General features: G+C 63.7%; 28 protein-coding genes. 23 read left to right on the top strand and 5 right to left on the bottom strand.

All coding sequences use genetic code 11. From position 1 onward, the window contains the following. The first annotated feature begins 583 nt into the window (after positions 1 to 583). From phnC to ACIPOO_RS12625, 14 genes are all read left to right on the top strand, one after another. Positions 584 to 1,411: a phosphonate ABC transporter ATP-binding protein gene (gene phnC / locus ACIPOO_RS12690; RefSeq protein WP_274130760.1), complete on the top strand. Its 828-nt coding sequence runs from the start codon at positions 584 to 586 to the stop codon at positions 1,409 to 1,411. Between the two features lie 54 nt (positions 1,412 to 1,465). After that, entirely contained in the window at positions 1,466 to 2,470 is a 1,005-nt protein-coding gene (phnD, locus tag ACIPOO_RS12685; RefSeq protein ID WP_400607241.1) for a phosphonate ABC transporter substrate-binding protein, read from the top strand. 64 nt (positions 2,471 to 2,534) lie between these two features. Continuing rightward, a complete protein-coding gene (phnE, locus tag ACIPOO_RS12680; protein ID WP_274130762.1) occupies positions 2,535 to 3,323 on the top strand; it encodes a phosphonate ABC transporter, permease protein PhnE in 789 nt (262 codons plus the stop codon). 39 nt (positions 3,324 to 3,362) lie between these two features. Further along, entirely contained in the window at positions 3,363 to 4,082 is a 720-nt protein-coding gene (phnF, locus tag ACIPOO_RS12675; RefSeq protein WP_400607239.1) for a phosphonate metabolism transcriptional regulator PhnF, read from the top strand. A 14-nt stretch (positions 4,083 to 4,096) separates the two neighbouring features. Continuing rightward, positions 4,097 to 4,564 (top strand): phosphonate C-P lyase system protein PhnG, encoded by a 468-nt coding sequence (gene phnG / locus ACIPOO_RS12670; RefSeq protein ID WP_400607237.1) that lies wholly within the window; start codon positions 4,097 to 4,099, stop codon positions 4,562 to 4,564. Beyond that, on the top strand, positions 4,564 to 5,181 hold the full coding sequence (gene phnH / locus ACIPOO_RS12665) for a phosphonate C-P lyase system protein PhnH (RefSeq protein WP_400607235.1): 618 nt from the start codon (positions 4,564 to 4,566) through the stop codon (positions 5,179 to 5,181). Before phnG ends, phnH begins: the two co-directional genes overlap by 1 nt. Continuing rightward, entirely contained in the window at positions 5,181 to 6,254 is a 1,074-nt protein-coding gene (locus ACIPOO_RS12660) for a carbon-phosphorus lyase complex subunit PhnI (RefSeq protein WP_274130766.1), read from the top strand. Before phnH ends, ACIPOO_RS12660 begins: the two co-directional genes overlap by 1 nt. Next, positions 6,251 to 7,138 (top strand): alpha-D-ribose 1-methylphosphonate 5-phosphate C-P-lyase PhnJ, encoded by an 888-nt coding sequence (locus ACIPOO_RS12655; RefSeq protein WP_400607233.1) that lies wholly within the window; start codon positions 6,251 to 6,253, stop codon positions 7,136 to 7,138. The genes ACIPOO_RS12660 and ACIPOO_RS12655 overlap by 4 nt, the downstream gene beginning before the upstream one ends. Further along, positions 7,135 to 7,950: a phosphonate C-P lyase system protein PhnK gene (phnK, locus tag ACIPOO_RS12650; RefSeq protein WP_400607231.1), complete on the top strand. Its 816-nt coding sequence runs from the start codon at positions 7,135 to 7,137 to the stop codon at positions 7,948 to 7,950. Before ACIPOO_RS12655 ends, phnK begins: the two co-directional genes overlap by 4 nt. A 22-nt stretch (positions 7,951 to 7,972) precedes the next feature. After that, positions 7,973 to 8,704 (top strand): phosphonate C-P lyase system protein PhnL, encoded by a 732-nt coding sequence (gene phnL / locus ACIPOO_RS12645; protein WP_400607229.1) that lies wholly within the window; start codon positions 7,973 to 7,975, stop codon positions 8,702 to 8,704. Continuing rightward, a complete protein-coding gene (locus ACIPOO_RS12640; protein WP_400607226.1) occupies positions 8,698 to 9,882 on the top strand; it encodes an alpha-D-ribose 1-methylphosphonate 5-triphosphate diphosphatase in 1,185 nt (394 codons plus the stop codon). Before phnL ends, ACIPOO_RS12640 begins: the two co-directional genes overlap by 7 nt. Further along, on the top strand, positions 9,882 to 10,460 hold the full coding sequence (gene phnN, locus ACIPOO_RS12635; protein ID WP_400607223.1) for a phosphonate metabolism protein/1,5-bisphosphokinase (PRPP-forming) PhnN: 579 nt from the start codon (positions 9,882 to 9,884) through the stop codon (positions 10,458 to 10,460). Before ACIPOO_RS12640 ends, phnN begins: the two co-directional genes overlap by 1 nt. Next, positions 10,451 to 11,221, top strand: coding sequence for a phosphonate metabolism protein PhnP (gene phnP, locus ACIPOO_RS12630; protein ID WP_400607221.1), 771 nt, complete (start codon positions 10,451 to 10,453; stop codon positions 11,219 to 11,221). The genes phnN and phnP overlap by 10 nt, the downstream gene beginning before the upstream one ends. A 155-nt stretch (positions 11,222 to 11,376) precedes the next feature. Continuing rightward, positions 11,377 to 12,198: an alpha/beta fold hydrolase gene (locus ACIPOO_RS12625; RefSeq protein ID WP_274130776.1), complete on the top strand. Its 822-nt coding sequence runs from the start codon at positions 11,377 to 11,379 to the stop codon at positions 12,196 to 12,198. A gap of 141 nt (positions 12,199 to 12,339) precedes the next feature. On the opposite strand, the gene ACIPOO_RS12620 is transcribed toward ACIPOO_RS12625, so the two are convergent. From ACIPOO_RS12620 to ACIPOO_RS12605, 4 genes are read right to left on the bottom strand one after another with little or no spacing between them, the layout of a single operon-like run. Beyond that, a complete protein-coding gene (locus ACIPOO_RS12620) occupies positions 12,340 to 13,863 on the bottom strand; it encodes an efflux transporter outer membrane subunit (RefSeq protein ID WP_400607217.1) in 1,524 nt (507 codons plus the stop codon). Positions 13,864 to 13,870: 7 nt separating this feature from the next. Beyond that, positions 13,871 to 15,478, bottom strand: a complete 1,608-nt coding sequence (locus tag ACIPOO_RS12615; protein ID WP_400607215.1) for a DHA2 family efflux MFS transporter permease subunit — start codon at positions 15,476 to 15,478, stop codon at positions 13,871 to 13,873. Beyond that, entirely contained in the window at positions 15,475 to 16,611 is a 1,137-nt protein-coding gene (locus ACIPOO_RS12610) for an HlyD family secretion protein (RefSeq protein WP_400607213.1), read from the bottom strand. The genes ACIPOO_RS12615 and ACIPOO_RS12610 overlap by 4 nt, the downstream gene beginning before the upstream one ends. Positions 16,612 to 16,617: 6 nt before the next feature. Beyond that, positions 16,618 to 17,160, bottom strand: a complete 543-nt coding sequence (locus ACIPOO_RS12605) for a helix-turn-helix domain-containing protein (protein ID WP_274130784.1) — start codon at positions 17,158 to 17,160, stop codon at positions 16,618 to 16,620. A gap of 206 nt (positions 17,161 to 17,366) precedes the next feature. Between ACIPOO_RS12605 and tam the strand changes: the two genes are divergently transcribed. The 8 genes from tam to ACIPOO_RS12565 all read left to right on the top strand — a co-directional run bounded on the left by tam (position 17,367) and on the right by ACIPOO_RS12565 (position 24,550). Continuing rightward, a complete protein-coding gene (gene tam / locus ACIPOO_RS12600) occupies positions 17,367 to 18,131 on the top strand; it encodes a trans-aconitate 2-methyltransferase (protein ID WP_400607210.1) in 765 nt (254 codons plus the stop codon). 13 nt (positions 18,132 to 18,144) lie between these two features. Further along, complete coding sequence (locus ACIPOO_RS12595; RefSeq protein WP_400607208.1) at positions 18,145 to 18,648, top strand: cupin domain-containing protein; 504 nt, start codon at positions 18,145 to 18,147, stop codon at positions 18,646 to 18,648. Beyond that, positions 18,645 to 19,547, top strand: coding sequence for a LysR family transcriptional regulator (locus ACIPOO_RS12590; RefSeq protein WP_400607206.1), 903 nt, complete (start codon positions 18,645 to 18,647; stop codon positions 19,545 to 19,547). Before ACIPOO_RS12595 ends, ACIPOO_RS12590 begins: the two co-directional genes overlap by 4 nt. Before the next feature lie 123 nt (positions 19,548 to 19,670). Next, positions 19,671 to 20,660, top strand: coding sequence for a hydroxyacid dehydrogenase (locus ACIPOO_RS12585; RefSeq protein WP_400607204.1), 990 nt, complete (start codon positions 19,671 to 19,673; stop codon positions 20,658 to 20,660). A 13-nt stretch (positions 20,661 to 20,673) separates the two neighbouring features. Next, complete coding sequence (locus ACIPOO_RS12580; protein ID WP_274130792.1) at positions 20,674 to 21,372, top strand: RraA family protein; 699 nt, start codon at positions 20,674 to 20,676, stop codon at positions 21,370 to 21,372. Positions 21,373 to 21,452: 80 nt separating this feature from the next. Then, entirely contained in the window at positions 21,453 to 22,739 is a 1,287-nt protein-coding gene (locus ACIPOO_RS12575; RefSeq protein WP_400607202.1) for a CitMHS family transporter, read from the top strand. Between the two features lie 9 nt (positions 22,740 to 22,748). Further along, positions 22,749 to 23,450, top strand: coding sequence for a TerC family protein (locus ACIPOO_RS12570; RefSeq protein WP_400607199.1), 702 nt, complete (start codon positions 22,749 to 22,751; stop codon positions 23,448 to 23,450). Between the two features lie 314 nt (positions 23,451 to 23,764). Continuing rightward, entirely contained in the window at positions 23,765 to 24,550 is a 786-nt protein-coding gene (locus ACIPOO_RS12565; RefSeq protein ID WP_400607196.1) for a sulfite exporter TauE/SafE family protein, read from the top strand. 71 nt (positions 24,551 to 24,621) lie between these two features. Here the strand turns inward: ACIPOO_RS12565 and ACIPOO_RS12560 are convergent, their stop codons facing one another. Beyond that, entirely contained in the window at positions 24,622 to 24,951 is a 330-nt protein-coding gene (locus tag ACIPOO_RS12560) for a hypothetical protein (protein ID WP_274130797.1), read from the bottom strand. Between the two features lie 228 nt (positions 24,952 to 25,179). Here ACIPOO_RS12560 and ACIPOO_RS12555 point away from each other — a divergent pair, with 228 nt between their 5' ends. Then, entirely contained in the window at positions 25,180 to 25,608 is a 429-nt protein-coding gene (locus ACIPOO_RS12555; RefSeq protein WP_400607194.1) for a hypothetical protein, read from the top strand. The last annotated feature ends 26 nt before the right edge of the window (positions 25,609 to 25,634 follow it).

Raw genomic sequence — 25,634 nt, 5'->3', positions numbered from 1 at the left:
AATGGGCGCATTGGTCAATGAATGACTGCAATCGCGGGCAAGCGCGCTCCTACAAGATTGAGGTCACGCATGACCATAGCAGTGTCTGCGCCAGGCTTGCCCCCTGTAGGAGCGCGCTTGCCCGCGACGGCGGCGTGTCAATCGGCGCATTGGTCAATGAGTGACTGCAATCGCGGGCAAGCGCGCTCCTACAAGATTGAGCTCATCCGTCACCGTAGCAGCACCGGATCCAACCAGCCGTTTTGATCTTGCCTCTGCTTTGATCAAATCGCACCTCTTTCACCTGTCACAAAAAAATATTCATTTCTTCTCATGTCCCTCTGGCGCCCACGCGCAGGCAAGGCCGCTTGCACTTGTCTATACCGCACGTCCTCTAGATCAACGCCTGTGGCAAAGATGTCGACAACATCGGCGAAATGGCGACTATCAAAACGCCATCTCAATATGACAGTCCAGTCATTTCCGGTTCATCGAAACGCCACAGAGCACCACTAATGTCAGTCGCACCCAACGGCCCGGGACGGTCGTGCGGTTGAACATTCACCTGGCAGGAAGCCAGCACCCCAAGACAAGAGAAGCCCCCATGAACGCAGCTATCCATGTCGACCGCTTGAACAAGACATTTGCTCGCAAGACCGCTCTGGTTGACCTTGCATTGTCTATACAACCCGGGGAAATGGTGGCGCTGATCGGCGCTTCCGGGTCGGGCAAATCCACCCTGCTGCGACACCTGGCCGGACTGGCCTGCTGCGATCGCAGCAACGGCGGCAGCGTGCGCGTGCTGGGCCGTGAAGTGCAGGCCTCGGGCCGACTCAACGGCAAGGTACGCCGCCTGCGTGCCGATATCGGCTATATCTTCCAGCAATTCAACCTGGTCAATCGCCTGAGCGTGCTGGACAACGTCCTGCTCGGTTGCCTGGGCCGCATGCCGCGCTGGCGTGGCAGCCTGGGCCTGTTCAATGCCGAGGAAAAAGACCGCGCCCTGTCCAATCTGGCGCGAGTGGGGCTGGCAGACTTCGCCCATCAACGCGCCTCCACGCTATCTGGCGGCCAGCAGCAACGGGTAGCCATCGCCCGTGCGCTGACCCAGCAAGCCGAGGTCATTCTGGCCGATGAACCCATCGCCTCGCTGGACCCCGAGTCTGCGCGCAAGGTCATGGAAATCCTCGCCGACATCAACCGCCAGGATGGCAAGACCGTGGTCGTGACCCTGCATCAAGTGGATTACGCCGTGCGTTATTGCCCCCGCGCCGTGGCCCTCAAGGGCGGGCGCATTCATTTCGACGGCAACGGCGCCGACCTCAGCGGCCAGTTCCTCAACGATCTCTACGGCGCCGATGCCGACACCACCCTGATGTTCGCCGATCAGGGCCGCAGCAAGGGCCGCCCGCCAAAGCTGGCACTGGCCTGACGGCTTCAGGTTTTCCCAGACATTACACCCCAACCCACGTTCCAGGAGCTCTCCATGTTGAACCGTTTCGGTCGCGTGTTCGCGTCTGCCGCTGTGCTCGCCGGTTGCCTGATGGGCACCGCGCAGGCCGCTGACAGCGCCATCAACTTCGGCATCATGTCCACCGAGTCCTCGCAAAACCTGAAAAGCGTGTGGCAGCCGTTCCTCGACGACATGTCGAAAAAGACCGGCCTCAAAGTCAACGCCACCTTCGCCTCCGACTATGCCGGGCTGATCCAGGGCATGCGCTTCAACAAGGTCGACGTGGCCTGGCTGGGCAACAAGGCGGCCATGGAAGCGGTGGACCGCTCGGGCGGCGAAATCTTCGCCCAGACCGCCGCCGCCAACGGTGCGCCGGGTTACTGGAGCCTGATCATTGCGCGCAAGGACAGCCCGATCAACAACATCGACGACATGTTCAAGCACGCCAAGGAACTGACCTTCGGCAACGGTGACCCGAACTCCACCTCGGGCTATTTGGTACCGGGCTACTACGTGTTCGCCAAGAACAACGTCGATGCCGCTACCGCCTTCAAGCGCACGCTCAACTCCAGCCACGAAGTCAACGCCCTGAGCGTCGCCAAGGGCCAACTGGACGTCGCCACCTTCAACACCGAGAGCATGGATCGCCTGGAAGTCACCCAGCCGGAAAGCGCTGCCAAGCTCAAGGTGATCTGGAAGTCCCCGATCATCCCGGCTGACCCGATGGTCTGGCGCAAGGGCATGGACGATGCGACCAAGAACAAGATCCGCGATTTCTTCGCCAACTACGGTGACACCGACGAAGAAAAGGCCGTGCTCAAGAACATGCAGATGGGCAAGTTCCTCAAGTCTTCGGACGACCAGTTGCTGACCATCCGCCAGCTTGAGCTGTTCAAGCAGAAGTCCGAAACCACCGCCAGCACCACCCTGAGCGCTGACGAGAAGGCCGCCAAGCTCAAGGAAATCGACGCAGGCCTGAACAAGCTGCAAGACCGTATCTCCGAGCTGGACAAACAGAAGACCGCCAACGCGGGCTGACCGACCGGCGCGGCGGCCAGCCCGTCGCGCCTGCCTCAAACGCAATCGATACCGGAACCCTGTCATGAGCACTCACGCTGTATACGCTGACGCCGTTGGCAAGCGCACCTGGCCGCAGTACCTGGGCTGGGGGATTTTCCTCGCGGTGATGGCCTGGGCCTGGCGCGGCGCGGAGATGAACCCGCTGGCGCTGTACCGCGACTCGGGCAACATGGCGACCTTCGCCGCCGATTTCTTTCCGCCTGATTTCCACGAATGGCGCGCCTACCTCCAGGAGATGATCGTCACTGTGCACATCGCCCTGTGGGGCACGCTGCTGGCGATCATCTGTTCGGTGCCGCTGGGCGTTCTGTGCGCCGAAAACATCACCCCCTGGTGGGTCCACCAGCCGCTGCGCCGGGTCATGGACGCCTTCCGTTCCATCAACGAAATGGTCTTCGCCATGCTGTTCGTGGTGGCCGTGGGCCTGGGTCCGTTCGCCGGTGTCCTGGCGTTGTGGATCAGCACCACCGGCGTGCTCGCCAAGCTGTTCGCCGAAGCCGTCGAGGCCATCGATCCAGGCCCCGTGGAAGGTGTACGTGCCACCGGCGCCAGTGCGTTGCAGGAAGTGATCTTCGGGGTCATTCCGCAAGTCATGCCGCTGTGGATTTCCTACGCCCTGTACCGCTTCGAATCCAACGTGCGCTCGGCAACGGTGGTGGGGATGGTCGGCGCGGGCGGCATCGGCGTGATCCTCTGGGAAAACATCCGCGCCTTCCAGTTCACCCAGACCTGCTCGGTGCTGCTGGTGATCATCGTGGTGGTGAGCATCATCGACATCTTCTCCCAGCGCCTGCGCAAGCAGTTCATCTAACGATTTCGACAGGAGAGGGTGCGAGCCCTTTTTTTAGCCATGCAGTTGTCTAGACAAGATGAGTCCCTGAATCGGGAACCCATGTACCGCGAATTGGCCGACACCCTGCGCCGCGAACTGACCGGCTACAGCGCTGGCGAGTTCCTGCCCGCCGAAACCCAACTGGCGACGCGCTTCGACGTCAACCGCCACACGGTGCGCCGGGCCATCGACGAACTGGTGCGCGAAGGCTGCCTGTTGCGTCGCCAGGGCAAGGGCACCCAGGTGCTGGGCCGCCCGCTGGTGTACCCGGTGGCTGCCGAGAGTGCCTACAGCCAGTCGTTGTCGGCGTTGGGCCACGGCGTCGAGGCGGTGTTATTGCAGCGCCGCCCGTGCGTGGCCACCCGCGAAGAGGCCGAGCACCTGGGCCTCGAAGAACACGCGCCGCTGATCGAATTGCAGACCCTGCGCCGCCTCGACGGCCAGCCGGTGAGCCTGATCCGCCATCGCTACTGCGCCAGCCGCACTGCGCTGGTGGCCGATTACAAGAGCGGTTCGGTGCGCCAGTTTCTCGCCTCCCGCGATTTGCCGCTGACCCGCACCTTCAGCCTGATCGGCGCACGCCTGCCCAGCCGTGAAGAGGCCAGCGTGCTGCTGATGCCACGTCACCTGCCGGCGCTGACCGTGCTCACCCTTTCCCGCGATGCGGACGGACGTCCGGTGGAGATTGCCCATTCCACCAGCCGCTCCGACCGCTTCCAGTATCAGATCGTCACCTGATGGAGATGCCTTCGATGACTGCCACAACCGCTTCCACACCCGACGCCGCGCAAAGCGTTCGCCAGCACTGGTTCGGCGTGCTCTCGCGCACCCACCGGGCAGATCTTGCGCCCCATGAAGACGCCCTGCGTGATGTCGAGTACCGGATGATCCGCGCCCCGGAAATCGGCATGACCCTGGTCCGAGGCCGCATGGGCGGCAGCGGCGCGCCGTTCAACGTCGGTGAAATGACCGTGACCCGCTGCGTGGTGCGCCTGGCTGACGGGCGCACCGGCTACAGCTACCTGGCCGGGCGCGACAAGGCCCACGCCGAACTCGCGGCGCTGGCCGATGCGCACTTGCAAGGCCCGCAACAGAGCCACTGGATACGTGAACTCATCGAACCGCTGGCCCAGGCGCAAGCCGTGCGCCGCGCCCGACAACAAGCCGAAACCGCAGCGACCAAAGTGGACTTCTTCACCCTGGTCCGAGGAGAGAACTGATGGACGCAGTTACCGTAAGTGCAACCCTGTTGCAGCCTGCTTTCGCCGACCCGGTGCTGGATTCCCAGCGCAGCTTCCGCGCCGCTCTCAAGGCGCTGGCAGGCCCCGGCGTAGCCCAGAGCCTGTTGTCGGCGCAGACCCCGCCGCATCTGGAAGGCCTGGCATCGGCCAGCCACGCCCTGTGCCTGGCGTTGCTCGACATCGACACACCGCTGTGGCTTGCGCCCCGGTTCGACACCCAGGCCATCCGCGCCAACCTGACCTTTCATTGCGGCTGCCCGATTGTCAGCGACCGGCAGAACGCCCGTTTCGCCTTGCTCGACGACAGCCAGTTGCACGACCTGAGTGGCTTCGATCTGGGCAACGACCGCTACCCCGATCAGTCCTGCACGCTGCTGGTTCAACTGCCGAGCCTGCAGGGTGGACGCCAGCTTGCGTGGAAGGGCCCGGGGATCGAAAGCAAGAACCACGTCAGCCTGCCGCTGCAAGAGGCGTTCTGGGAAGAGCGTGAATCGCGCAACGACTTTCCCCGTGGCATCGATGTGTTCTTCCTGGCCGGTAACGAACTGATGGGGCTGCCGCGCAGCACACAAGTTCTGTTCAAGGGAGGTGTCTGATGTACGTTGCCGTAAAAGGTGGCGAACAGGCCATCGACAACGCTCACAAGCTGCTGGCGAAAAGGCGCCGGGGCGATACTTCGATAGCCGAGCTTGGCGTCGCGCAGATCCAGGAGCAACTGCCCCTGGCCGTGGCCCGGGTCATGACCGAAGGCTCGCTGTACGACGAACAACTCGCGGCGCTGGCGATCAAGCAGGCGGCGGGCGATCTGGTGGAGGCGATCTTCCTGCTGCGCGCGTATCGCACCACGCTGCCGCGCTTCAATGCCAGCCTGCCCATCGACACCTCGACCATGCAGCTCGACCGTCGCTTGTCGGCGACCTTCAAGGATGTACCGGGCGGCCAGTTGCTGGGCCCGACCTTCGACTACACCCACCGCCTGCTGGACTTCAGCTTGCTGGCCGAAGGCGAATTCCCCGGCCCGCAGACTCGTGCCGAAGCGACGGTTCAGGCCTGCCCGAGGGTGTCTGGCCTGCTGGGCAAGGAAGGCCTGATTAAAGAGGAGATCGACACCGGTGCGCCGGTGGCCGACATCACCCGCGAGCCGCTGGAGTACCCGGCCAGTCGCGCCGAACGCTTGCAGGCACTGGCCCGAGGCGATGAGGGTTTCCTGTTGGCGCTGGGGTATTCGACCCAACGCGGCTATGGCCGCAACCACCCGTTCGCAGGCGAAATCCGCGTCGGTGAAGTCGAGGTCTGGATCGAGCCCGAAGAGCTGGGTTTCCCGATCAGCATCGGCGCCATCGAAGTCACCGAATGCGAGATGGTCAACCAGTTTGTCGGCTCTGCCACAGAGTTGCCGCAATTCACCCGCGGCTACGGCCTGGCCTTCGGACACGCCGAGCGCAAGGCCATGGGCATGGCCCTGGTAGACCGTTCGCTGCGCGCCGGCGAATACGCCGAAGAAATCATCTCGCCGGCCCAGCAGGAAGAATTCGTCCTGGCCCACTGCGACAACGTCGAGGCCTCGGGCTTCGTGTCGCACCTGAAACTGCCGCACTACGTCGACTTCCAGGCCGAACTGGAACTGATCCGCAAACTGCGCAAGCCTTCCAAGGAGCCGGCTCAATGAATGCCGCCACAGAACCTCGCCAGCAGCCTCGTGCGCCGCGCGACGAGGCGTACAACTTCGCTTACCTGGACGAACAGACCAAACGCATGATCCGTCGTGGCCTACTCAAGGCCGTGGCGATTCCCGGATACCAGGTGCCGTTTGGCGGCCGCGAGATGCCGTTGCCCTATGGCTGGGGCACCGGCGGCATGCAGCTGACCGCTGCGATCCTCGGCGCCGAGGACGTGCTCAAGGTCATCGACCAGGGCGCCGACGACACCACCAACGCGGTGTCGATCCGCCGCTTCTTCGGCCGCACCGCCGGGGTCGCGACCACCGAGCGTACGCCTGAGGCGACCATCATCCAGACCCGCCACCGGATCCCGGAAACGCCGCTGCACGAAGGTCAGATCATGGTCTATCAAGTGCCGATTCCTGAGCCGCTGCGCTTCATCGAACCCTCGGAAACCGAAACCCGTACCATGCACGCGCTCAATGATTATGGCGTCATGCACGTCAAGCTGTACGAGGATATCGCGACTTTCGGCCACATCGCCACGGCCTATGCGTACCCGGTGACCGTTGACGAGCGCTACGTGATGGACCCCTCGCCAATCCCCAAATTCGACAACCCGAAACTGGACATGAGCCCGGCCCTGATGCTGTTCGGCGCCGGTCGCGAGAAGCGCCTGTACGCCGTGCCGCCCTACACCCGGGTCACCAGCCTGGACTTCGAGGACCACCCCTTCGAAGTGCAGAAGTGGGAGCACAGTTGCGCGATCTGCGGCAGCCGCGAGTCGTTCCTCGATGAGCTGATCCTGGACGATCAGGGCACCCAGAGCTTTGTCTGTTCGGACACCGACTACTGCGCGCAACGGGTCAACGAGGGGAGGGCTGCGCAATGAATGCGGTGCACAGGATTCAGGATCAGGTGGCTGCCGACCGCACCCAGCCGCTGCTCAAGGTCAATGGCCTGACCAAGCTGTACGGCGCGGAAAAGGGCTGCCAGGACGTGAGTTTCGAGCTGTATCCCGGCGAAGTGCTGGGCATCGTCGGCGAGTCCGGTTCCGGTAAATCGACCCTGTTGTCGCTGCTCAGTGGCCGTTGCCCGCCGGACAGCGGCGTCATCGACTATCGCGGCAAGGATGGCCACTGGCTCGACCTGTACAGCGCCAGCGAAGCCGAGCGCCGCACCCTGTTGCGCACCGAGTGGGGCTTCGTCGAGCAGAACCCCCGCGACGGCCTGCGCATGGCGGTGTCGGCCGGGGCCAACATCGGCGAACGGCTGATGGCCCAGGGTTTGCGCAATTACCAGCAACTGCGGGCAGCGGGCCTCGACTGGCTGAGCCAGGTGGAGATCGACCCGGCGCGCATCGACGACCTGCCGCGCACTTTCTCCGGCGGCATGCAGCAGCGTTTGCAGATCGCCCGCAACCTGGTGTCCGGCCCGCGCCTGGTGTTCATGGACGAGCCCACCGGTGGCCTGGATGTTTCGGTGCAGGCGCGCCTGCTGGACCTGATGCGTGGCCTGGTGCGCGAGCTGGATCTGGCGGTGGTGATCGTCACCCACGATCTGGCCGTGGCGAGGCTGCTGGCCGACCGGCTGATGGTGATGCGCCGCTCGCGGGTGGTGGAAAGCGGGCTGACCGATCAGATCCTTGACGATCCGCAGCATCCCTATTCGCAGTTGCTGGTGTCTTCGGTGCTGCAACCTTGATCGGACTTTTGGAGTGGCTTTGATGAACACGCTGATCGAGGTCCAGGACCTCTCGAAAACCTTCACCCTGCACCAGCAGAACGGAGTGGTGCTCAATGTGCTGTGCGGCCTTAATTTCTCGGTGCGCGGCGGCGAATGCCTGGTGCTGCACGGCCATTCCGGCGCAGGCAAAAGCACCTTGCTGCGCACCCTCTACGGCAACTACCTGCCGGCGGGCGGGAGCATTCGGCTGCAGCATCAGGGGCAATGGCTGGAAATGGTCGGCGCGGTCCCTCGCGATGTCCTGGCCGTGCGGCAACAGACCCTGGGCTACGTCAGCCAGTTTCTGCGGGTGATTCCCCGGGTCGCGACTCTGGATGTGGTGATGGAACCGGCGCTGGCCCGTGGATGGAGCCGGGATGAAGCCAAAGCCCGCGCCGAGGAATTGCTCAGCCGCCTGAACATTCCCAAGCGGCTGTGGCAACTGGCGCCGGGTACCTTTTCCGGCGGCGAACAGCAGCGCGTCAACATCGCCCGCGGCTTCATGGTGCCGTGGCCGGTGATGCTGCTCGACGAACCGACCGCGTCGCTGGACGACGTCAATCGCCAGGTGGTGCTGGAACTGATCAACGAAGCCAAGGCCGGCGGTGCCGCGCTGATCGGCATCTTCCATGACCGCCTGGCACGGGAGGCGGTGTCCGACCGCCTGCTGGACATGACCCCGCAAGAATCGCCCGACAAGCACCTGACCGCCAAGGAGTTGCTGCAATGCTGAATGAACAGATTCTGACCAACGCCAGGGTCGTCACTGCCGATCAAGTGTTCACCGGCACCGTGGTGCTGCGCGATGGCCTGATCCAGGACGTGCAGACCGGAGTCAGCTACCTGCCACAGGCACAGAACCTGGACGGCGACTATCTGCTGCCGGGCCTGGTCGAGCTGCACACCGACAACCTGGAAAAACACCTCAGCCCGCGCCCGGGTGTGGACTGGCCCTCGGCGTCGGCGGTGATGAGCCACGACGCGCAGATCATCGCCGCTGGCATCACCACGGTGTTCGACGCGCTGTCCATCGGCGACGTCAACCCCAAGGGCAAGCGCATGCAGCAATTGCCCGGCATGGTCGATGCCATTGCCCGAGCCAACGCCGCCGACATGACCCGCGCCGAGCACCGCCTGCACTTGCGCTGTGAAGTCTGCCACCCCGACACCCTGAGCGTGTTCCGCGACCTGGTGGAACAGCCGCTGGTGCAGCTTGTGTCAGTGATGGACCATTCGCCGGGCCAGCGTCAGTTCGCCCTCGAATCCAAGTACCGCGAGTACTACATGGGCAAGTACCATCTGAGCACCGAGCAGATGGACGAATTCATCGTCGAGCAGGTCGCCAACTCGAAGATCTACAGTGACCGTTATCGCAAGGCCATCGTCGACATCTGTCTGGCGCGCGGCCTGTCGGTGGCCAGTCACGACGACGCGACCGTGGCCCACGTCGAGGAATCGGCGGGCTACGGCATGACCATCGCCGAGTTCCCGACCACCCTGGAAGCAGCGCAGGCCTGCCGGCGTCTGGACATGAGCGTGCTGATGGGCGCACCGAACATCGTTCGCGGCGGCTCGCACTCGGGCAACATCGCGGCGGCGACCCTGGCGCAAGAAGGGCTACTGGATATCCTCTCCAGCGATTATTATCCGGCCAGCCTCCTGCAAGCGGCGTTCACCCTGGGCGACCAGTTGGAACAAAAGCGCGGACAACTGGGCGATAATGGTCAGGTAGCGGGCGCGGGCCTGGCAAAGGCGGTGACCACGGTCAGTCTGGCGCCGGCACGTTCGGCGGGGCTGAACGATCGCGGCGAGATCCGCGTCGGCCTGCGCGCCGATCTGATCCACGCCCGCGCCGTGGGCACATTGCCGGTGATCCAGCAGGTCTGGCGACAAGCGAAGAGGGTTTTTTGATGACAGGCAGGTTGATCTATCTCATCGGACCGTCCGGTTCGGGCAAGGACAGCCTGCTGGACGCCGCGCGCGAACCGATGGCCGCACGCGGCTGCCGGATCGTGCGCCGGGTCATCACCCGATCTGCCGAAGCTCGCGGCGAGGCGGCGCAGGCGGTAAGCGTCGAGGAATTCCGGCAGATGCAGGCGCAGGGCGCCTTTGCCCTGAACTGGTTCGCCAACGGCCTGCACTACGGCATTCCGGCAGAGATCGACCAGTGGCTGGCCGACGGGCATGACGTGCTGGTCAACGGTTCTCGCGGGCATCTCGAACAGGCTCGGGCGCGCTATCCGGACCTTCTGGTGGTGCTGTTGAGCGTCGATCAGGCGGTGCTGCGTCGGCGTCTGCTGGCGCGCAATCGTGAAACCTCCGGGGAGATCGAGGCGCGTCTGGCGCGCAACGCACAGTTTGCCGATGAACTGCTGGCGGCGGCCCCGGCCGGTGGCTCGCCAATCCTGTTGCTCGACAACTCGGGCGCCCTTGAGCAGACCGTCGCCAGGCTGTTGCAGCACATCGACCGGGAGCACGCATGCGCCTGACCCTGCTCGGTACGGGGGATGCGCGGCAGGTGCCGGTCTACGGTTGCCAGTGTCAGGCGTGCTCGGCGGCCCACGCCGATGCTCGCCTGCGCCGCCTGCCGTGTTCGGCGCTGGTCGAGATGGGCGATCAGCGCTGGTTGATCGACAGCGGCCTGCCGGACCTGTGCGAGCGTTTCCCGCCGCGCAGTTTCAGCGGCATTCTGCAGACCCACTACCACGCCGATCACGCCCAGGGCCTGCTGCACCTGCGCTGGGGGCAGGGGCTGGTGATTCCGGTGCACGGCCCGGCGGACCCCGAGGGCCTGTCGGACCTCTACAAGCACCCCGGCATCCTGGATTTCAGCCAGCCGTTCGCGGCGTTCGAAACCCGCCTGTTCGGTGGCTTGCAGGTCACCGCGCTGCCGCTGGTGCACTCCAAGCCGACGCTTGGTTATTTGCTGGAGGGCGAGGGCAGGCGCATCGCCTATCTGACCGACACCGTCGGGCTGCCGGATACGACCGAGGCGTTGCTGCGCGAGCAGGCGCTGGACGTGCTGGTGCTGGACTGCTCCATGCCGCCGCAACCCCAGACGCCGCGCAACCACAATGACCTGACCCTGGCGTTGCAGATCATCGATGCGCTTGAACCTGCAAAGGCGGTGCTGACCCATGTGGGCCACACCCTGGATGCGTGGCTGATCGAGCATGCCGATGAGCTGCCGGGGCATGTGATCGTGGCACGGGACGGCATGACGCTCCTACGAAATGCGTCGTGTCTGTGACGAATGATTCGCCCGACACACCGCCCCCCGCCGGCAAGCCGTGCTGCTACGGGGATGAGGAGGGCTTTTTTGAAACCAGCACATATCGACAATGCACATCCGCGATCCGCAGCTACGCTGAATCTTCCCTGCACATCGATCGAGGATTGCGTCACATGTCTATTCTGACCCTCAAAGACGGCACCGAATTCTTCTACAAGGACTGGGGCAGCGGTCAGCCCATCGTGTTTTCCCACGGCTGGCCGCTCGATGGCGATGCGTGGGATGCGCAGATGCTGTTTCTTGGCCAGAAAGGCTACCGGGTGATCGCCCATGACCGCCGCGGCCATGGCCGTTCAGGCCAGACCTGGGACGGCAACGACATGGACACCTACGCTGACGACTTGGCGCAGCTGTTCGAAGCGCTGGACCTCAAGGACGCGATCATGATCGGCCACTCTACCGGTGGTGGCGAAGTGGCGCGTTACATCGGTCGCCACGGCACCTCCCGGGTGGCCAAGGCAGTGCTGATTGGCGCCGTTCCTCCGTTGATGCTGAAAACCGCCGCCAACCCTGAAGGCTTGCCGCTGGAAGTATTCGACGGCATCCGAGCAGGTTTCAGCGCGGACCGCTCGCAGTTCTTCAAGGACCTGGCCGTGCCGTTCTTCGGCTTCAACCGCGACGGCGCTAAAACCTCGCAAGGCGCCATCGACTCGTTCTGGTCCATCGGCATGCTGGGCAGCATCAAGGGCGAGTACGACTGCATCAAGGCGTTCTCGGAAACCGACTTCACTGAAGATTTGAAAAAGATCGACGTGCCGACCCTGATCCTGCATGGCGACGACGATCAGATCGTGCCGTTGGTGGCCTCTGGCGAGAAGAGCCACAAGCTGGTGAAGGGCTCGACCCTGCATTTGGTCAAGGGCGGATCCCATGGCATGTGCACGGTGCAGGCCGATGAAATCAACGAAATTTTGTTGGGGTTCATCAAGGGCTGATGCGAACGCTCGACCCGTAGCAGCCCGGCCGGGCGGCTACGGTGGGGATTGTGTAGGAGCGCGCTTGCCCGCGACCGCGGTGGGTCTGTGCCCATTAATTGACTGACCCGACGCTTTCGCGGGCAAGCGCGCTCCTACAGCTCAGCGGCGGCTGATCGCCGGGGTCTGCGGCCAACCGCCGCCGAGGGCGCGGAAGGTCGAGACGGCCGCCCGGGCATCATTGGCATGCAATTGCGCCAGTTGATCTCGCGACACCAGCAACTGCCGATCCTCGTCCAGCACTTCCACCAGGCTCACCGCACCGCCCTTGTAAGCATCCTGCGCCGCATCCCGTGCAATCTGGTGGGCGGCGACTTCCTGGTCCACTTCACTGCGCTGCTGTTCAAGCTGCACCAGCGTGACAATCGCGTTCTCGACGTCCTCGGTGGCTTTCAACATTACCTGTCGGTACTCGGCCAGCGCTTCGGCGTTGGCGCCCTTGGCCTGGGCGACTTCGGCATCGACCCGGCCAAAATCGAACAGACGCCAGTGCAGGCCGAGAATCGCCTGGGGCTGGAACGCGGCTGAACTGAACAACTGCCCGCTGTGGGCGGTGTCGAAACCAAGCAAGCCAGACAGCGAAACCTTCGGGTAATACTCGGAAATCGCCGCGCCGATCCGCGCGTTGGAAGCGGCCAGTTTGCGTTCGGCAGCGATTACGTCGGGTCGCCGGCGCAGCAGGTCGGCGGGGCCTTCGGAATCACTGATGGTCGGCACGCTGTACTGCTGCGAACTGCTCACCAACTCTTTGGCCCAAGTGCCGGGTTGCGCGCCCATCAGCACGTCCAGCCGATTCAGTTGGGTCGCCAGTTCCGTGCGCAGCGGCGGAATCGTTGCCCGGGCCTGCAACACCAGCGCCTGAGCCTGGGCCTGTTCGCGGTTGGTCGCCAGGCCGCTGCCCATGCGGTCGTTTATCAGGTTCAGCAGGTTGTTCTGGGTCTTGACCTGGTCTTCGGCCACGGCCAGACGTTGCTGCGCGCCACGAATCCGGAAGTAGGCATCGGCAGCTTCCGAGGCGACGGAAATCCGCACGCCGACATGGCTGGCCTCGGCCGCCTGGGCTTCATCGACTGCTGCTTCCTCACCGCGCTTCAGGCCGCCGGCAAGGTCGGCCTCCCAACTGGCGCCGAGGCCAATGGTTTCCAGGGTCTGGTTGCGGTCGTAGCCGGGGAAGGCGCTGCCTATCTGCCCCTGGGAGCTTTCAGTGGACTGACGCTGGCGCACGGCCTTGGCATCCAGCGCGCCCTGGGGCAGGCGAATGGCGCCGGCCTGTTGCGCCACGGCGCGAGCCTGTTCGACTCGGGCGAAGGACTTGGCCAGGTCCAGATTCTGCTCCAGTACGCGCTGGATGATCCGGGTCAGCTCGGGGTCGTTGAATCCGGTCCACCAGGTGTCCAGCGCGGGGGCCGGAGTTTCGCCGACGCGCTGCTGCAACAGGGGCTGGTTCTGGTAGGAGGCCGTCAGGGTGTTTTCCGGCTGCTGGTAGTCAGGCCCGACGGTACAGCCGGCCAGGGCGATAACCAGTGCGCTGAGGGCGAAAAGGCCGGTGCGTTTGAAACGAGACGCCAGGGTGTTCATGGGGCTGCCCTCGAAACGTGAAGCGTGAAATGGGGAGTGAGTGTTCATGGCAATCTCAATGGGCGTCTGCAGACGGTGCAGCCGGTGGCGCGACCTTGCGCATCAGCGGGACCATGGCCACGGCGACGATGAAACAGACCATGATCGCCAGGAACGCATCGGAGTAGGTCTGGGTCTGGGCTTCGCGGTAGGTCAGCAGCCACAACTGATGCAGCGCCGAGCTGCCAGCGTCGGCGGCGTTCTGGCCCAGGGCGGAGAAATTGCCAGTCACGGTTGCCAGCCAGTTGTTCATGGCTTCGTTGCTGTAGTTCAGGTGCTCGGCCAGGTGGGTGAAGTGCAGGTTGGTGCGGTCGTTGAGGATCGTGGCACAGGCCGCGATGCCAATGGCGCCGCCCAGGTTGCGCATCAGGTTGAACAGCCCCGACGCCTGTTTCAGGCGCGAGGGGTGCAGCCCGCCGAGGGTCAGGGTCACGGTGGGCGGCACTGCCATCTGCTGGGCAAACCCGCGAATCGCCTGGGGCAGCAGCAGTTCATGGCCGCCCCAGTCGTGGGTGATCGGCGAGAAGTCCCACATCGACAGGGCGAACAGCGACAGGCCGAACATCATGATCCAGCGCAAATCGACGCGGTTGGCTAGAAAACCGTAGACCGGGATCGCCAGCAACTGGAACACCCCGGTGGAGAAAATCGCCTCGCCAATGTCCAGCGCGCTGTAGCCGCGCACCCGGCCCAGAAACAGTGGGGTGAGGTAAATCGTGGCGAACAGGCCGATGCCGGTGACGAAGGAGAAGAAACAGCCCAGGGCGAAGTTGCGGTCCTTGAGGGCGCGCAAGTCTACCACCGGGTTCTGTACGCTCAGGGTCCGGCCAATGAACGCCAGGCCCGCAAGGCCGGAAATCCAGGCGGTGGTGAGGATGGTCTGGTCGCTGAACCAGTTCCAGCGCGGGCCTTCTTCGAGGGTGTATTCCAGGCAGCCCAGGAACAGCGCCAGAAATACCATGCTGATGTAGTCGGCGCCCTTGAGCAGCTTGAGGTCCATGGAGTCGATGTTGACCAGCATCGGCACGGCGATGGCGACGAAAATCCCCGGCACCAGGTTGATGTAGAACAACCAGTGCCAGGACGACACGTCGGTGATCCAGCCACCGATCACCGGGCCGAGCGTCGGAGCCAGCGAGGCGATGGCGCCGATGGTGGACGCGGCGATGACCCGCTGCTTGCCGCCAAAGAACATGAACGCCGAGGTGAACACCATCGGGATCATCGAACCGCCCAGAAAACCCTGCAGCGCCCGAAAGGCGATCATGCTCTGGATGTTCCAGGCCAGGCCGCAGAGCAGGCTGGCGATGGTGAAACCCACCGCCGAAGCGCAGAACAGCCAGCGGGTGGAGAACACCCGGGCCAGCCAGCCGGACAGCGGAATCACCACGATTTCGGCGATCAGGTAGCTGGTCTGCACCCAGGCGGTTTCATCGGAGCCGGCGGAAAGTCCACCGCCGATGTCACGCAGCGAAGCGGAAACGATCTGGATGTCCAGCAAGGCGATGAACATTCCCAGGCACATGCTGGCGAACGCCAGGACCTTGGCCGACGTCGCCATGCTGGCGGCGTCCACCGGCCCCTTCGGTTTGCGCGCGGGTGCGGCGACGGTGGCGGCGCTCATGGCGCGGTCTTCCCGTCAGTGGCGCTGGCGACCTGGGTACCGGTGGCATCGGCCTTGGTGTTGACTTCGGCGATCACCGAAAGGCCGGGGCGCAGCTTGCCGAGGTTGCCGTCTTCGCCGTCCAGGTAGACCCTCACCGGCACCCGCTGGACGATCTTGGTGAAATTGCCGGTAGCGTTTTCCGGTGGCAATACGCTGAACTGCGAACCGGTGGCCGGTGCCAGGCTGTCCAGATGACCGTGGAACACCTGGCCGGGCAGCACGTCGGCTTCGATGGTCACCGCCTGGCCTGGGTGCATGTGGGCGAGCTGGTCTTCCTTGAAGTTGGCGTCCACCCACAGGCCCTTGGCCGGCACCACGGAGATCAGCTGAGTACCGGCAGCAGCGAAGGCCCCGACCCGCGCACGGCGGTTGCCGATCACGCCGTCCACCGGCGCCCGCAGTTCGGTGTAGCCCACGTTGAGCCGGGCCAGGTCACGTTCGGCGCGGGCCTGTTCGAGGGCGGCGCGGGCTTGCAGTTTCTGAGTCGAGATCACATCCAGCTGGCGTTGCGAGGCGAGCATCGAGGCCTGGGCCTTGGCGCCGTTTGCCTGGGCAGTCTTGTAGGTGGCGTCGGCGCGCTGGAAGCTTTCGACCGACACTGCCGAGCGGGCCGACAGCGTCTGGTAGCGCACCTGATCGTCACGGGAACGCACGGTTTCGGCGTTGGCGGCGTCGATCCCGGCCTTGGCCTGGCTGACCACCGCATGTTGCAGCTGTTCGGTCGCGTCGAGGTTGGCCAGCAGGGCTTCCTGCGCCGCTACCGCGCCTTGGGCCTTGTTCAGGGCCGCCACGTAATCGCGGTCATCGATCTTCACCAGCAGGTCACCGGCGTGGACGAACTGGTTGTCCTGCACCTTGAGTTCGGTGATGTAGCCGGCAACCTTGGGCCCGATGACGGTCACGTCGCCACCGACATAGGCATCGTCGGTGGACTCCATGAAGCGCCCGACCGTCCACCAGTGGCTGCCGAACCAGACGCCGCCGATCACGGCGGCGGCACCCAGGGACAGCAGGATCAGGCGTTTGCCCCGAGCGGGCTTTGGCGATGGGACGGCGGTGGCCGGCTCGGTGATGGTGTGTGGCTGGTTCATGGAGGATTACCTGTCGAGCGAAAGGGGTTGGGTGGGTTTGAGGGTCTGGCGATAGGCCTCGCGACGGGCGCGACCGGTTTCGATGCGCCAGGCAGACAGGCTGCTGGCGGGGCCCAGATAACGCAGGTTGTGGTCAAGCAGGCTGATGCGTTTGCCGGTGTTGGCGTCGGCCAGCACCATGTCCACAGGCTCGCCGTTGCGGTCATCGAACAGCTCGACCTTGGTGCCGTTGGGCGCGAAGTGCTTGTTGCCCCACTTCATCAGCGTCAGCACCACCGGACGGAAATCACGGCCGCGCTCGGTGAGCAGGTAGTCGTAGCGGGGCGGTTTGTCGCTGTAGGCGCGGCGCTCGACCAGCCCGGACTCGATCAGCGCTGTGAGGCGCCGGGTCAGGGTGCTGGAGGCGATGCCCAGGCTTTTCTCGAATTCATCGAAGCGGCTCAGCCCGTAGGACAGGTCGCGCAGGATCAGGATGTTCCACCAGTCACCCACATGCTCAAGGCTCAGGGCGATGGGACAGGGCATGTCGGCGAAGCTTTTCTTTTTCATGGTCATGATCTCCAGCGCATGAGGCTGCTGTGAAATGATGGGTGTAATCTAATATGATGACTTTCATCATGCAAGTCACTATTTGAAATGAAGTGACGGGCGGTGCGAACGAGAAACGAGGACGATGCTGCGGCTCTTCATTTGTACTTGGGCCGCTCACGCCTTACCCTCACCGGCAATCCTCCTCGATAAAAAGGACAAGCCCGATGAGTTGGTCTGCCAGGCAGTATTCGATGTTCGAACAGCAGCGCACCCGCCCGGTGCGCGATCTGGTCGCTGCGATCCCCACGCAAGTCGTCAAACACGCAATCGATCTGGGCTGCGGCCCGGGCAACTCCACCGAGGTGTTGGCCGCGCGTTTCCCCAATGCGCGAATCACCGGCCTCGACAGCTCGGACGACATGCTCGCCGACGCCCGCCAGCGCCTGCCGGATCTCTCCTTCGAGCTGGCCGACATCGGCACCTGGAACCCGGCGCAGACCTATGACGTGATCCTCGCCAACGCCTCGCTGCAGTGGCTGCCTGATCACGCCGAGCTGTATCCGCGCCTGGCCGCACGCCTGAACCAAGGCGGCACGCTGGCCGTGCAGACCCCTGACAACCTTGAGGAGCCGGCTCATCGCCTGGCTCGGGAAGTGGCCGCCAACGGCCCCTGGGCGAGCAAGACCGGTTCGGTGAAACACCCGGATCGTCACCCGGCTGCCTACTATTACGAGTTGCTCGTGCCCCATTGCGCCGAGGTCGATGTGTGGCGCACCACCTATCACCACCCCTTGGCGGGCGGGCATCAGGCGGTGGTCGAGTGGTTCAAGGGCTCGGCGTTGCGGCCTTATCTGCAGCGTCTGGACGAGGGCGAGCAAGCGGCGTTCCTTGCGGCCTACCTGAAGGCGATCAGCCAGGCGTACCCTGCGCTGCCGGACGGTACGGTGCTGCTGCCGTTCCCGCGTCTGTTCATTGTCGCCACGCGCTGAATCCGGAGCCGCCATGACCGACACCCACGCTTCGCTGGCCGCGCTGCTGATCCGCAATTACAACGAGGTGCCGCTTGAAGCCGAGCGCCGCGACCCGTTGTATGAAACCCTCGCCGCACGGCTGGGCACCGGCACTGCCGCGCAGAAACTCGGCGCCTCGATCGACATCGTCGCCCCCGGCAAACGCTCGTGTCCCTATCACTTTCACTACGCCCAGGAGGAGATGTTCATCGTCATCGAGGGCCACGGCAGCTTGCGTGTCGCCGGGCAGATGCTGCCGATCAAGGCCGGCGATGTGATGTTCATTCCGCCGGGGCCCGAGTACCCGCACCAGATCATCAACACCTCCGACGCGCCGCTCAAATACCTGTCCATCAGCACCCGGGAAGCGCCGGAAGTGTGCGAGTACCCGGATTCGGGCAAATACCTGGCCGCCGCGTCGGTCAATGATGAGCGGGTGTTCCGGGTGGTGCAGCGCAAGGAAGGCACGCTGGATTACTGGGATGGCGAGCCGTGAGTATCAATCTGCAGATTCGGGACCTGGCGTATTTCGCCAGGGTCGCGGAGCTTGGGCATCTGGGGCGCGCCTCCGAAGCGCTGCATATCTCGCAGTCGGCGCTGTCCAAGTGTGTCGACCGGCTGGAGGCGGCCTACGGCGCAGAATTGTTCGAGCGGGAAGGGCGCGGCATTCGCCTGACCGACGCCGGGCAGCTGTTGCGCGAGCGTGCGGTGGAGATCGAGCGCATGCTCGATGAAACCCAGCGCCAGACGATGTCCCTCGGCAAAGGCCTGGCGGGCACCATTCGAGTCGGCGCCGCAGCGACCATGGCCGACTCGACCATGCCGCGGGCCTGTCGCGTGTTGCAGGAACAGGCGCCGGCAGTGGTCATGGAATTGCAGATCGGCATGAACGATGTGCTTCATGACGCGCTGCGCAAAGGCCAACTGGACATCGTCATCGGCCCCCTGGGTACGCGTGACGATGACCTGCTTGAGTTGCCCATCGGCTTCGATGAAGTGGTGGTCGCCGCCAGTACCCGGCATCCGCTCGCCAGTGGGCCGATGTCCATCGAGCAGCTGTGCGACTACCGCTGGGTGTTGTCGGCGCGTTCGGTGGCCACCCGGCAATGGCTGGACGCAGTATTCGCCGCCCATGACCTGCCTGCGCCACAGGTGGCGATTGCCACGAGTTCGATTGCCGCGGTGCCCAACCTGATCGTCGAAACCGGCCTTCTGACCTTTATCTCCCGGCAAAGCCTGAAGGCCGGCAGGCTGGATAACGGGTTGGTGGAACTGCCCAATCCTGCCACCACCATGTCTCGCCGGTTTGGCGTGGTGCATCGCGCCGGTGCCTTTCTTTCCCCTGCCACGCGACGCTTCATCGAGATCCTGCGGGAAGAAAACAGCGACGGCTGAATCTTTCCTCCCAGGAATCAATGCTTGAATTTTCACCAATAGATAGCAACGGTTGTGACAGTGATACTCACGGCATGCCCGACGCACGGGCGAAAAAAACAATAAGCCGGAGATATCACGCTTATGCCACATACCATTCTGGTCACCGCGCCCAAACTGGCGCAGGCCGGCCTCGACCTGCTCAATGCCCAAGGCTGTCGCGTGTTGTTCGTGCCTGCGGGGCAGGGCGCCGCCGACATTGAACAGCTGATGCTCAGCGAACCGGTGGACGCGGTGATTTCCCGCACCCTGGACCTCACCGAGCGCGCCATTGCCGGCTGCCCGACCCTCAAGGTGATTTCCAAGCATGGCGTGGGCGTCAGCAACATTGCCGTCGAGGCGGCCACCGCCCGCGGCATTCCGGTGTATGTGACGCCGGGTGCCAACGCGCAGTCGGTGACCGAAATGACGTTGGCGCTGATGTTCGCCGCCGCACGGCGGGTCAACTGGATGGACCGCGAGTTGCGCGACGGTCGCTGGTCGCGGGCGCAGGACGGCCTGCAACTGAGTGGCCGCACGCTGGGCCTGGTGGGGTTCGGCCAGGTGGCTCGCCGCGTGGCCCGCGCCTGTCAGGCAATCGGCATGTCGGTGGTGGTGTACGACCCGCTGCTGCCTGACAGCGCCGATCTCGAAGGCGCCGAGCGGGTGACCTCGTTGCAGGAGCTGCTGCCCCTGAGCCAGGTACTCAGCCTGCACGTGCCGCTGACCGCACAAACTCGGGGTTTCATCGGCGCCCCGCAATTGGCGCTGCTGCCCAGGGACGCGTTGCTCATCAACACCGCCCGTGGCGAGGTGATAGACGAACCCGCGCTGATCGCAGCCCTGAGTGAACGCCACTTGTACGCTGCCGGCCTGGACACCATGGCCGTCGAACCGCTGCCTGCCGACAGTCCCTTGCTGACCCTGGATAACGTGGTGCTCACCCCCCATGTCGGCGGTTCGACCCCGGCGGCACTGGCCGCAATGGCGCAGGGCGCGGCGCAGAACGTCCTCGGTTACCTCAACGGCACGCCTGTCGCACCCTCGGCCTGCATCAATCCCGCCGTGTTGAATGCCAACACCGTCAATCACTGATCCGGAGCGCCTCATGACTTCCACTTCTCAACAACAATGGCCGGCCGGTTATCGCATCAACCCTCGGGTCGAGAGCTTGAGCGCCGAGCTGATCGAGGCCTTTCGCGCCATTCCGGTGGCCGTCGCCGGTGACTGCATGGGCCGCTGCATCGGCGCCCGTGGGCTGAAGGTCTACCACGGCGACCTGTCGCTGAAACTCTGCGGCCCGGCGTTCACGCTGCGGGTTCGTCCCGGCGACAACCTGATGGTGCACAAGGCGCTGATGATGGTGCAGCCAGGCGACGTGCTGGTGATCGACGGTGGCGGCGACGTCAGCCAAGCGGTCATTGGCGGACTGGTGCGTACCACGGCGCTGCGGGTCAAGTTGGGCGGTATCGTCATCGACGGCGCCGTGCGCGATCTGGAAGAACTGGCCGAGGGCGTGATTCCGGTGTTCGCCGCAGGGCACACCCACCGCGGCCCGAGCAAGGATGGCCCGGGTGAGATCAACGTGCCGATTGCCTGCGCCGGCCTGTGCGTGCTGCCGGGGGACCTGGTGCTGGGTGACGCCGACGGGGTGATTTCGATCCCGGCCCAGGATGCCGCCGCACTGTTGCCCAAGACCCTTGCGCACCTGGATCGCGAAGCGGCCATCCGCGAGACCAATCGCCTGGGCACCGCCAACCCCGAGCGTTTCGATTCCCTGTTGCGGGAGAAAGGCTTGCCGGTCTGATTCGACCCGACGCTGCGGGCGCCTGACCTTGCCGGTCGGGCGTCATCGACCTGTACAACTATAAGAAACAGGAAACGACCATGCTGATGATCCTCAGCTCCCTGATGTTGCTGTCTTTCATTTATTTCTTGATGAGCAAGCGCCTGTCGGCGTTGACTGCTCTGATCCTGATTCCCACGGTATTCGCGCTCATTGGCGGCTTTCACGCTGAGCTTGGCAAGTACGTGATCGATGGCCTGAAGATGGTCGCGCCCAACGGCGTGCTGATGATCTTCGCCATGCTGTACTTCCTGACCATGACCGAGGCCGGGATGTTCGACCCGCTGGTGGCGCGGATCGTCGGTGCAGTGAAGGGCGATCCGGTGAAGATCTTCATCGGTACCGTGTTGCTGGCGTTCGTGGTCGCGCTGGATGGCGACGGGGCGACTATCTATATGATCGTGCTGTCGGCGTTCCTGCCTATCTACAAGCGCCTGGGGTTATCGCTGCCCATGGTCTGCTGCCTGTTGTTGCAGGTTTCGGGGCTGGGCAACATGGTGCCCTGGGGCGGCCCGACGGCGCGCGCCGCCACCGCGATGCATGTGGATGTGGGAGAGATGTTCGTGCCGATGCTGCCTGCGATGCTGGCGTGCGTGGCCTGGACCTTCGTGCTGGCCTGGCTGTTTGGCCGCCGCGAGCGTGCGCGGCTGGGCGGCGCCATTGACGTCAATGGCGACTTCTCGGAACTGGGGGATCATCGTGGGGGCGGCTGGCGCTTCTACTTCAACTGGGCGTTGACTGGCCTGTTGATCCTGGGCTTGTGTCTTGAGCTGTTTCCGCTCAGCTACCTGTTCATGATCGCCGCGTGCCTGGCGCTGGTGGTGAATTTCCCGGGCCTCAAGGAGCAGCAGGAACAACTGGCCCTGCATGCGCCGCCGATTCTGGCCGTGTCGAGCCTGATCTTTGCGGCGGGTGTGTTCACTGGCGTGCTGAGCGGAACCGGGATGGCCAATGCCCTGGCGACGGGCTTGCTTAAGGTGATTCCTGACAGTTTCGGACCGTTCATGGCGCTGATTACCGCGCTATTGAGCATTCCGGTCACCTGGTTAGTCTCCAATGATGTGTTTTATTTCGGTATCCTTCCGATCCTTGCCGAAACTGCCCAGCATCATGGGATCACCGCCATTGAAATGGCCCGTGCTTCGCTGGTCGGGCAGCCGGTACACATTCTCAGCCCGTTGGTGGCGTCGACCTACCTGGTGGTGAGCATGCTCAAGCTCGACTATGCCGAGAATCAGCGCTTCACCCTCAAGTGGTCGGTCATCAACAGCCTGATCCTGCTGGTGGTGTCCCTAGCCACCGGCATTTTTCCATTGTTCGTTCGATAAGGTTTGTACATGTCCTGGTTCACCGACCCCGCCATCTGGACCGCACTGGCCCAGATCATCGCCATCGACCTGCTGCTGGGCGGCGACAACGCCGTGGTCATCGCCATGGCCTGCCGCAAGCTGCCGCGCAACCTGCAGGGCAAGGCCATTTATGGCGGCATGCTCGGGGCCATTGTGCTGCGCGTTGTGATGCTGTTCTTCGCCATGCAGTTGCTTGCGTTGCCGTACCTGAAGCTGGTGGGCGCGGTGCTGCTGTTGTGGGTCGGGATCAAGCTGGTGGCCCATCAGGACGATGGCGATGAGGAAATCGACGGCGGCACCCGGCTGTGGACGGCGATCAAGACCATCATCGTCGCTGACGTGGTGATGTCCCTGGACAACGTGCTGGCCGTGGCGGCGGCGGGGGACGGCAATATCTACCTGGTGGCGGCGGGGGTGCTTATCAGCATTCCGGTGATCGTCCTGGGCAGTCGTCTGGTGCTGGCGGCGATGGAGCGTTTTCCGATTGTCGTGCAACTGGGTGGGGCGCTGATCGGCTGGATCGCCGGTGGCATGGTCCCGGGTGATCGTGCGCTGGATGCCTGGCTCGTCGATGCTGGCTGGGTGCACTACCTGGCGAGCGCCATCGGTGCCGTGCTGGTACTGGCGGTCGGCGCCTGGATGCGCCACCGCAGCGCGGCCCAGGCCGAACCACAGAAGATCAATCCGTAAATCCACGCAGTCCCGTAGCAGTCCGGCTTACCGGCGACGGCGATCTTGAAGCCGCCCCCGCCGGCAAGCCGTGCTGCTACGGGGCTTGTATGAACCTCAATCCCAGTCCCACCCCGATCCGTAGCAGCCGGGCTTGCCCGCGGGTCGGTCTTGAGGCCGCCACGCCGGCAAGCCGGACTGCTACAGGATTGAGTGTGTGATATGCGCACTAATGGTTATAACGATAGATCGTTTCGGTCTACGTTGTTCATAAGAAAACTGGCTATCCTGCGCGCCAGTTTTTTCTCGCGTGTGCGCATCGGTCAGGCAGAACAATGGATTTTGGCAATATTGGTTTCGTCGTCGCAGGCCTCGTGGTCGGCTTCATCGTAGGCATGACCGGCGTCGGTGGCGGATCGCTCATGACGCCGATCCTGTTGTGGTTCGGCATCAACCCGGCAACGGCCGTGGGCACTGACCTGCTGTACGCCGCCATCACCAAGAGCGGCGGGGTGTTGGTTCACAAGAAGAACGACAACATCGACTGGCGCATCACCGGCTGGCTGACACTGGGCAGCGTGCCCGCCGCCGGACTGACCTTGCTGTTTCTGCACAGCCTGCATGCCGCCCCCGAGTCGATGAACAGCGTCATCAAACAGGCGCTGGGCTTTGTGCTGTTGCTGACTGCCCTCGCGATCTTCTTCAAGAAGCGCCTGCTGGCATTCGCCCATCGCCATGCCGGTGACCGCTATCGCTTGAGCGACCGCAGTCTGAACATCCTGACCGTGCTCACCGGGGTGCTGCTGGGTGTGATGGTGGCGCTGACGTCCATCGGCGCGGGGGCACTGGGCACCGTGGCGTTGTTCCTGCTGTATCCATTCCTGGACACCCGTCGTCTGGTGGGCACCGAGATCGCCCATGCCGTGCCACTGACGCTGGTGGCAGGCCTCGGCCACGCCAGCATGGGCAACATGGACTGGCCGATGCTGGGCTTCCTGCTGATGGGTTCGCTGCCGGGGATCTACATGGGCAGCCACCTGACCGGGCGCATCCCCGATGGCGTGCTGCGCCCTTGCCTGGCCGTGATGCTGGTCGCCATCGGTTACAAACTGGCGTTCTGACCCGGTTTCAAGCACACAGCAAAACGCCGCTGATCCCCCGTCGTGGAGGGGATCAGCGGCGTTTTCATTGCTTAGCAGAGCTTGTCGATGACCCGTACGCCCGACGCCTCGCGTACCTGGCCCCACTCACTGCTCAGGGTGTCGAGCACCCGGCCCAGGAACTGTTTGTCGGCGGCGGCCTTCTTGCCGACATAGCCCTGGCCCTTGCGGTACATCTTCAGCCGCGCACGCATGTGCGGATGCTGGTCGTCGAACTCCTGCTCCTCGGTGCAGGCACCCAGGCCTTCCATGTGCACGTTGCCTTCCTTGCAGACCCAGAGAATGTGGCTATCGAGGGAGTCCTTCTGTGCAGCGAACAGTCGAGCCAATTGGTCAATGGTAGGTTGATTGTTCAAGTTCATGATTGGATACCCCTTTTTGCCCACTGATTAATCTATCTGGTTAGTTCACACGTTATGGCGAATCGTCCATCGGTTCGCAGTCCTTCTGTTGCTGACATTGAAGGTCCGTCGATACACAGAGCCGGTGCCGGGCGGCGCGGATGTAGTGTCGATGAGAGGCTGCTACGAGCGGGGGCGAAACGAGGAGGGTGAGAAACAGCGGACGTCCAGAGACACTGGCGACGATGCGTGGTCGACCACAAGTGTCATGAGGATGTTTCGCCAGCGCTCGGCCCAGTCGAGTCGATCCTGCCGGTTCAGCTTCATCAATCTGCCTTGTGGGCAGCACACATCCAGAGGTTGTTCGACGGCTATGTCGAACGGGCCCGGAATACTTTTGCCAGCTCTCCCGATCGGGGAGACGGCTTCACTATGCCGGTGGGAAAAACCTTCGTCAACCATTTTGTAGTGATATTTTTCATGAACTACATATTTTGTAGTTTTGATACCGAAAGTCCTTTCGTGACTACAAAGTCAGTGAACACGGGCCTTTGCGGGAGGCAGGCGCTCTGCGATGGGCTTTGGACCTGGCTCAGGGAGCGGGTTGATCGTGCTGCACCAAAAGGGTCAGGGGAATTGGCGGCGATGTCGAAAATCGTGCTCTGGGAAGGGTGTTGAGCGCCTGAATGGAGGGGTTTGGTGAT

This window comes from Pseudomonas sp. NPDC090201, from assembly GCF_044746825.1.
GTDB classification, from domain to species: domain Bacteria; phylum Pseudomonadota; class Gammaproteobacteria; order Pseudomonadales; family Pseudomonadaceae; genus Aquipseudomonas; species Aquipseudomonas putida_AD.
Note: the sequence above shows the minus strand (reverse complement) of the source record. Positions and strands in the feature narration are given on the sequence as shown.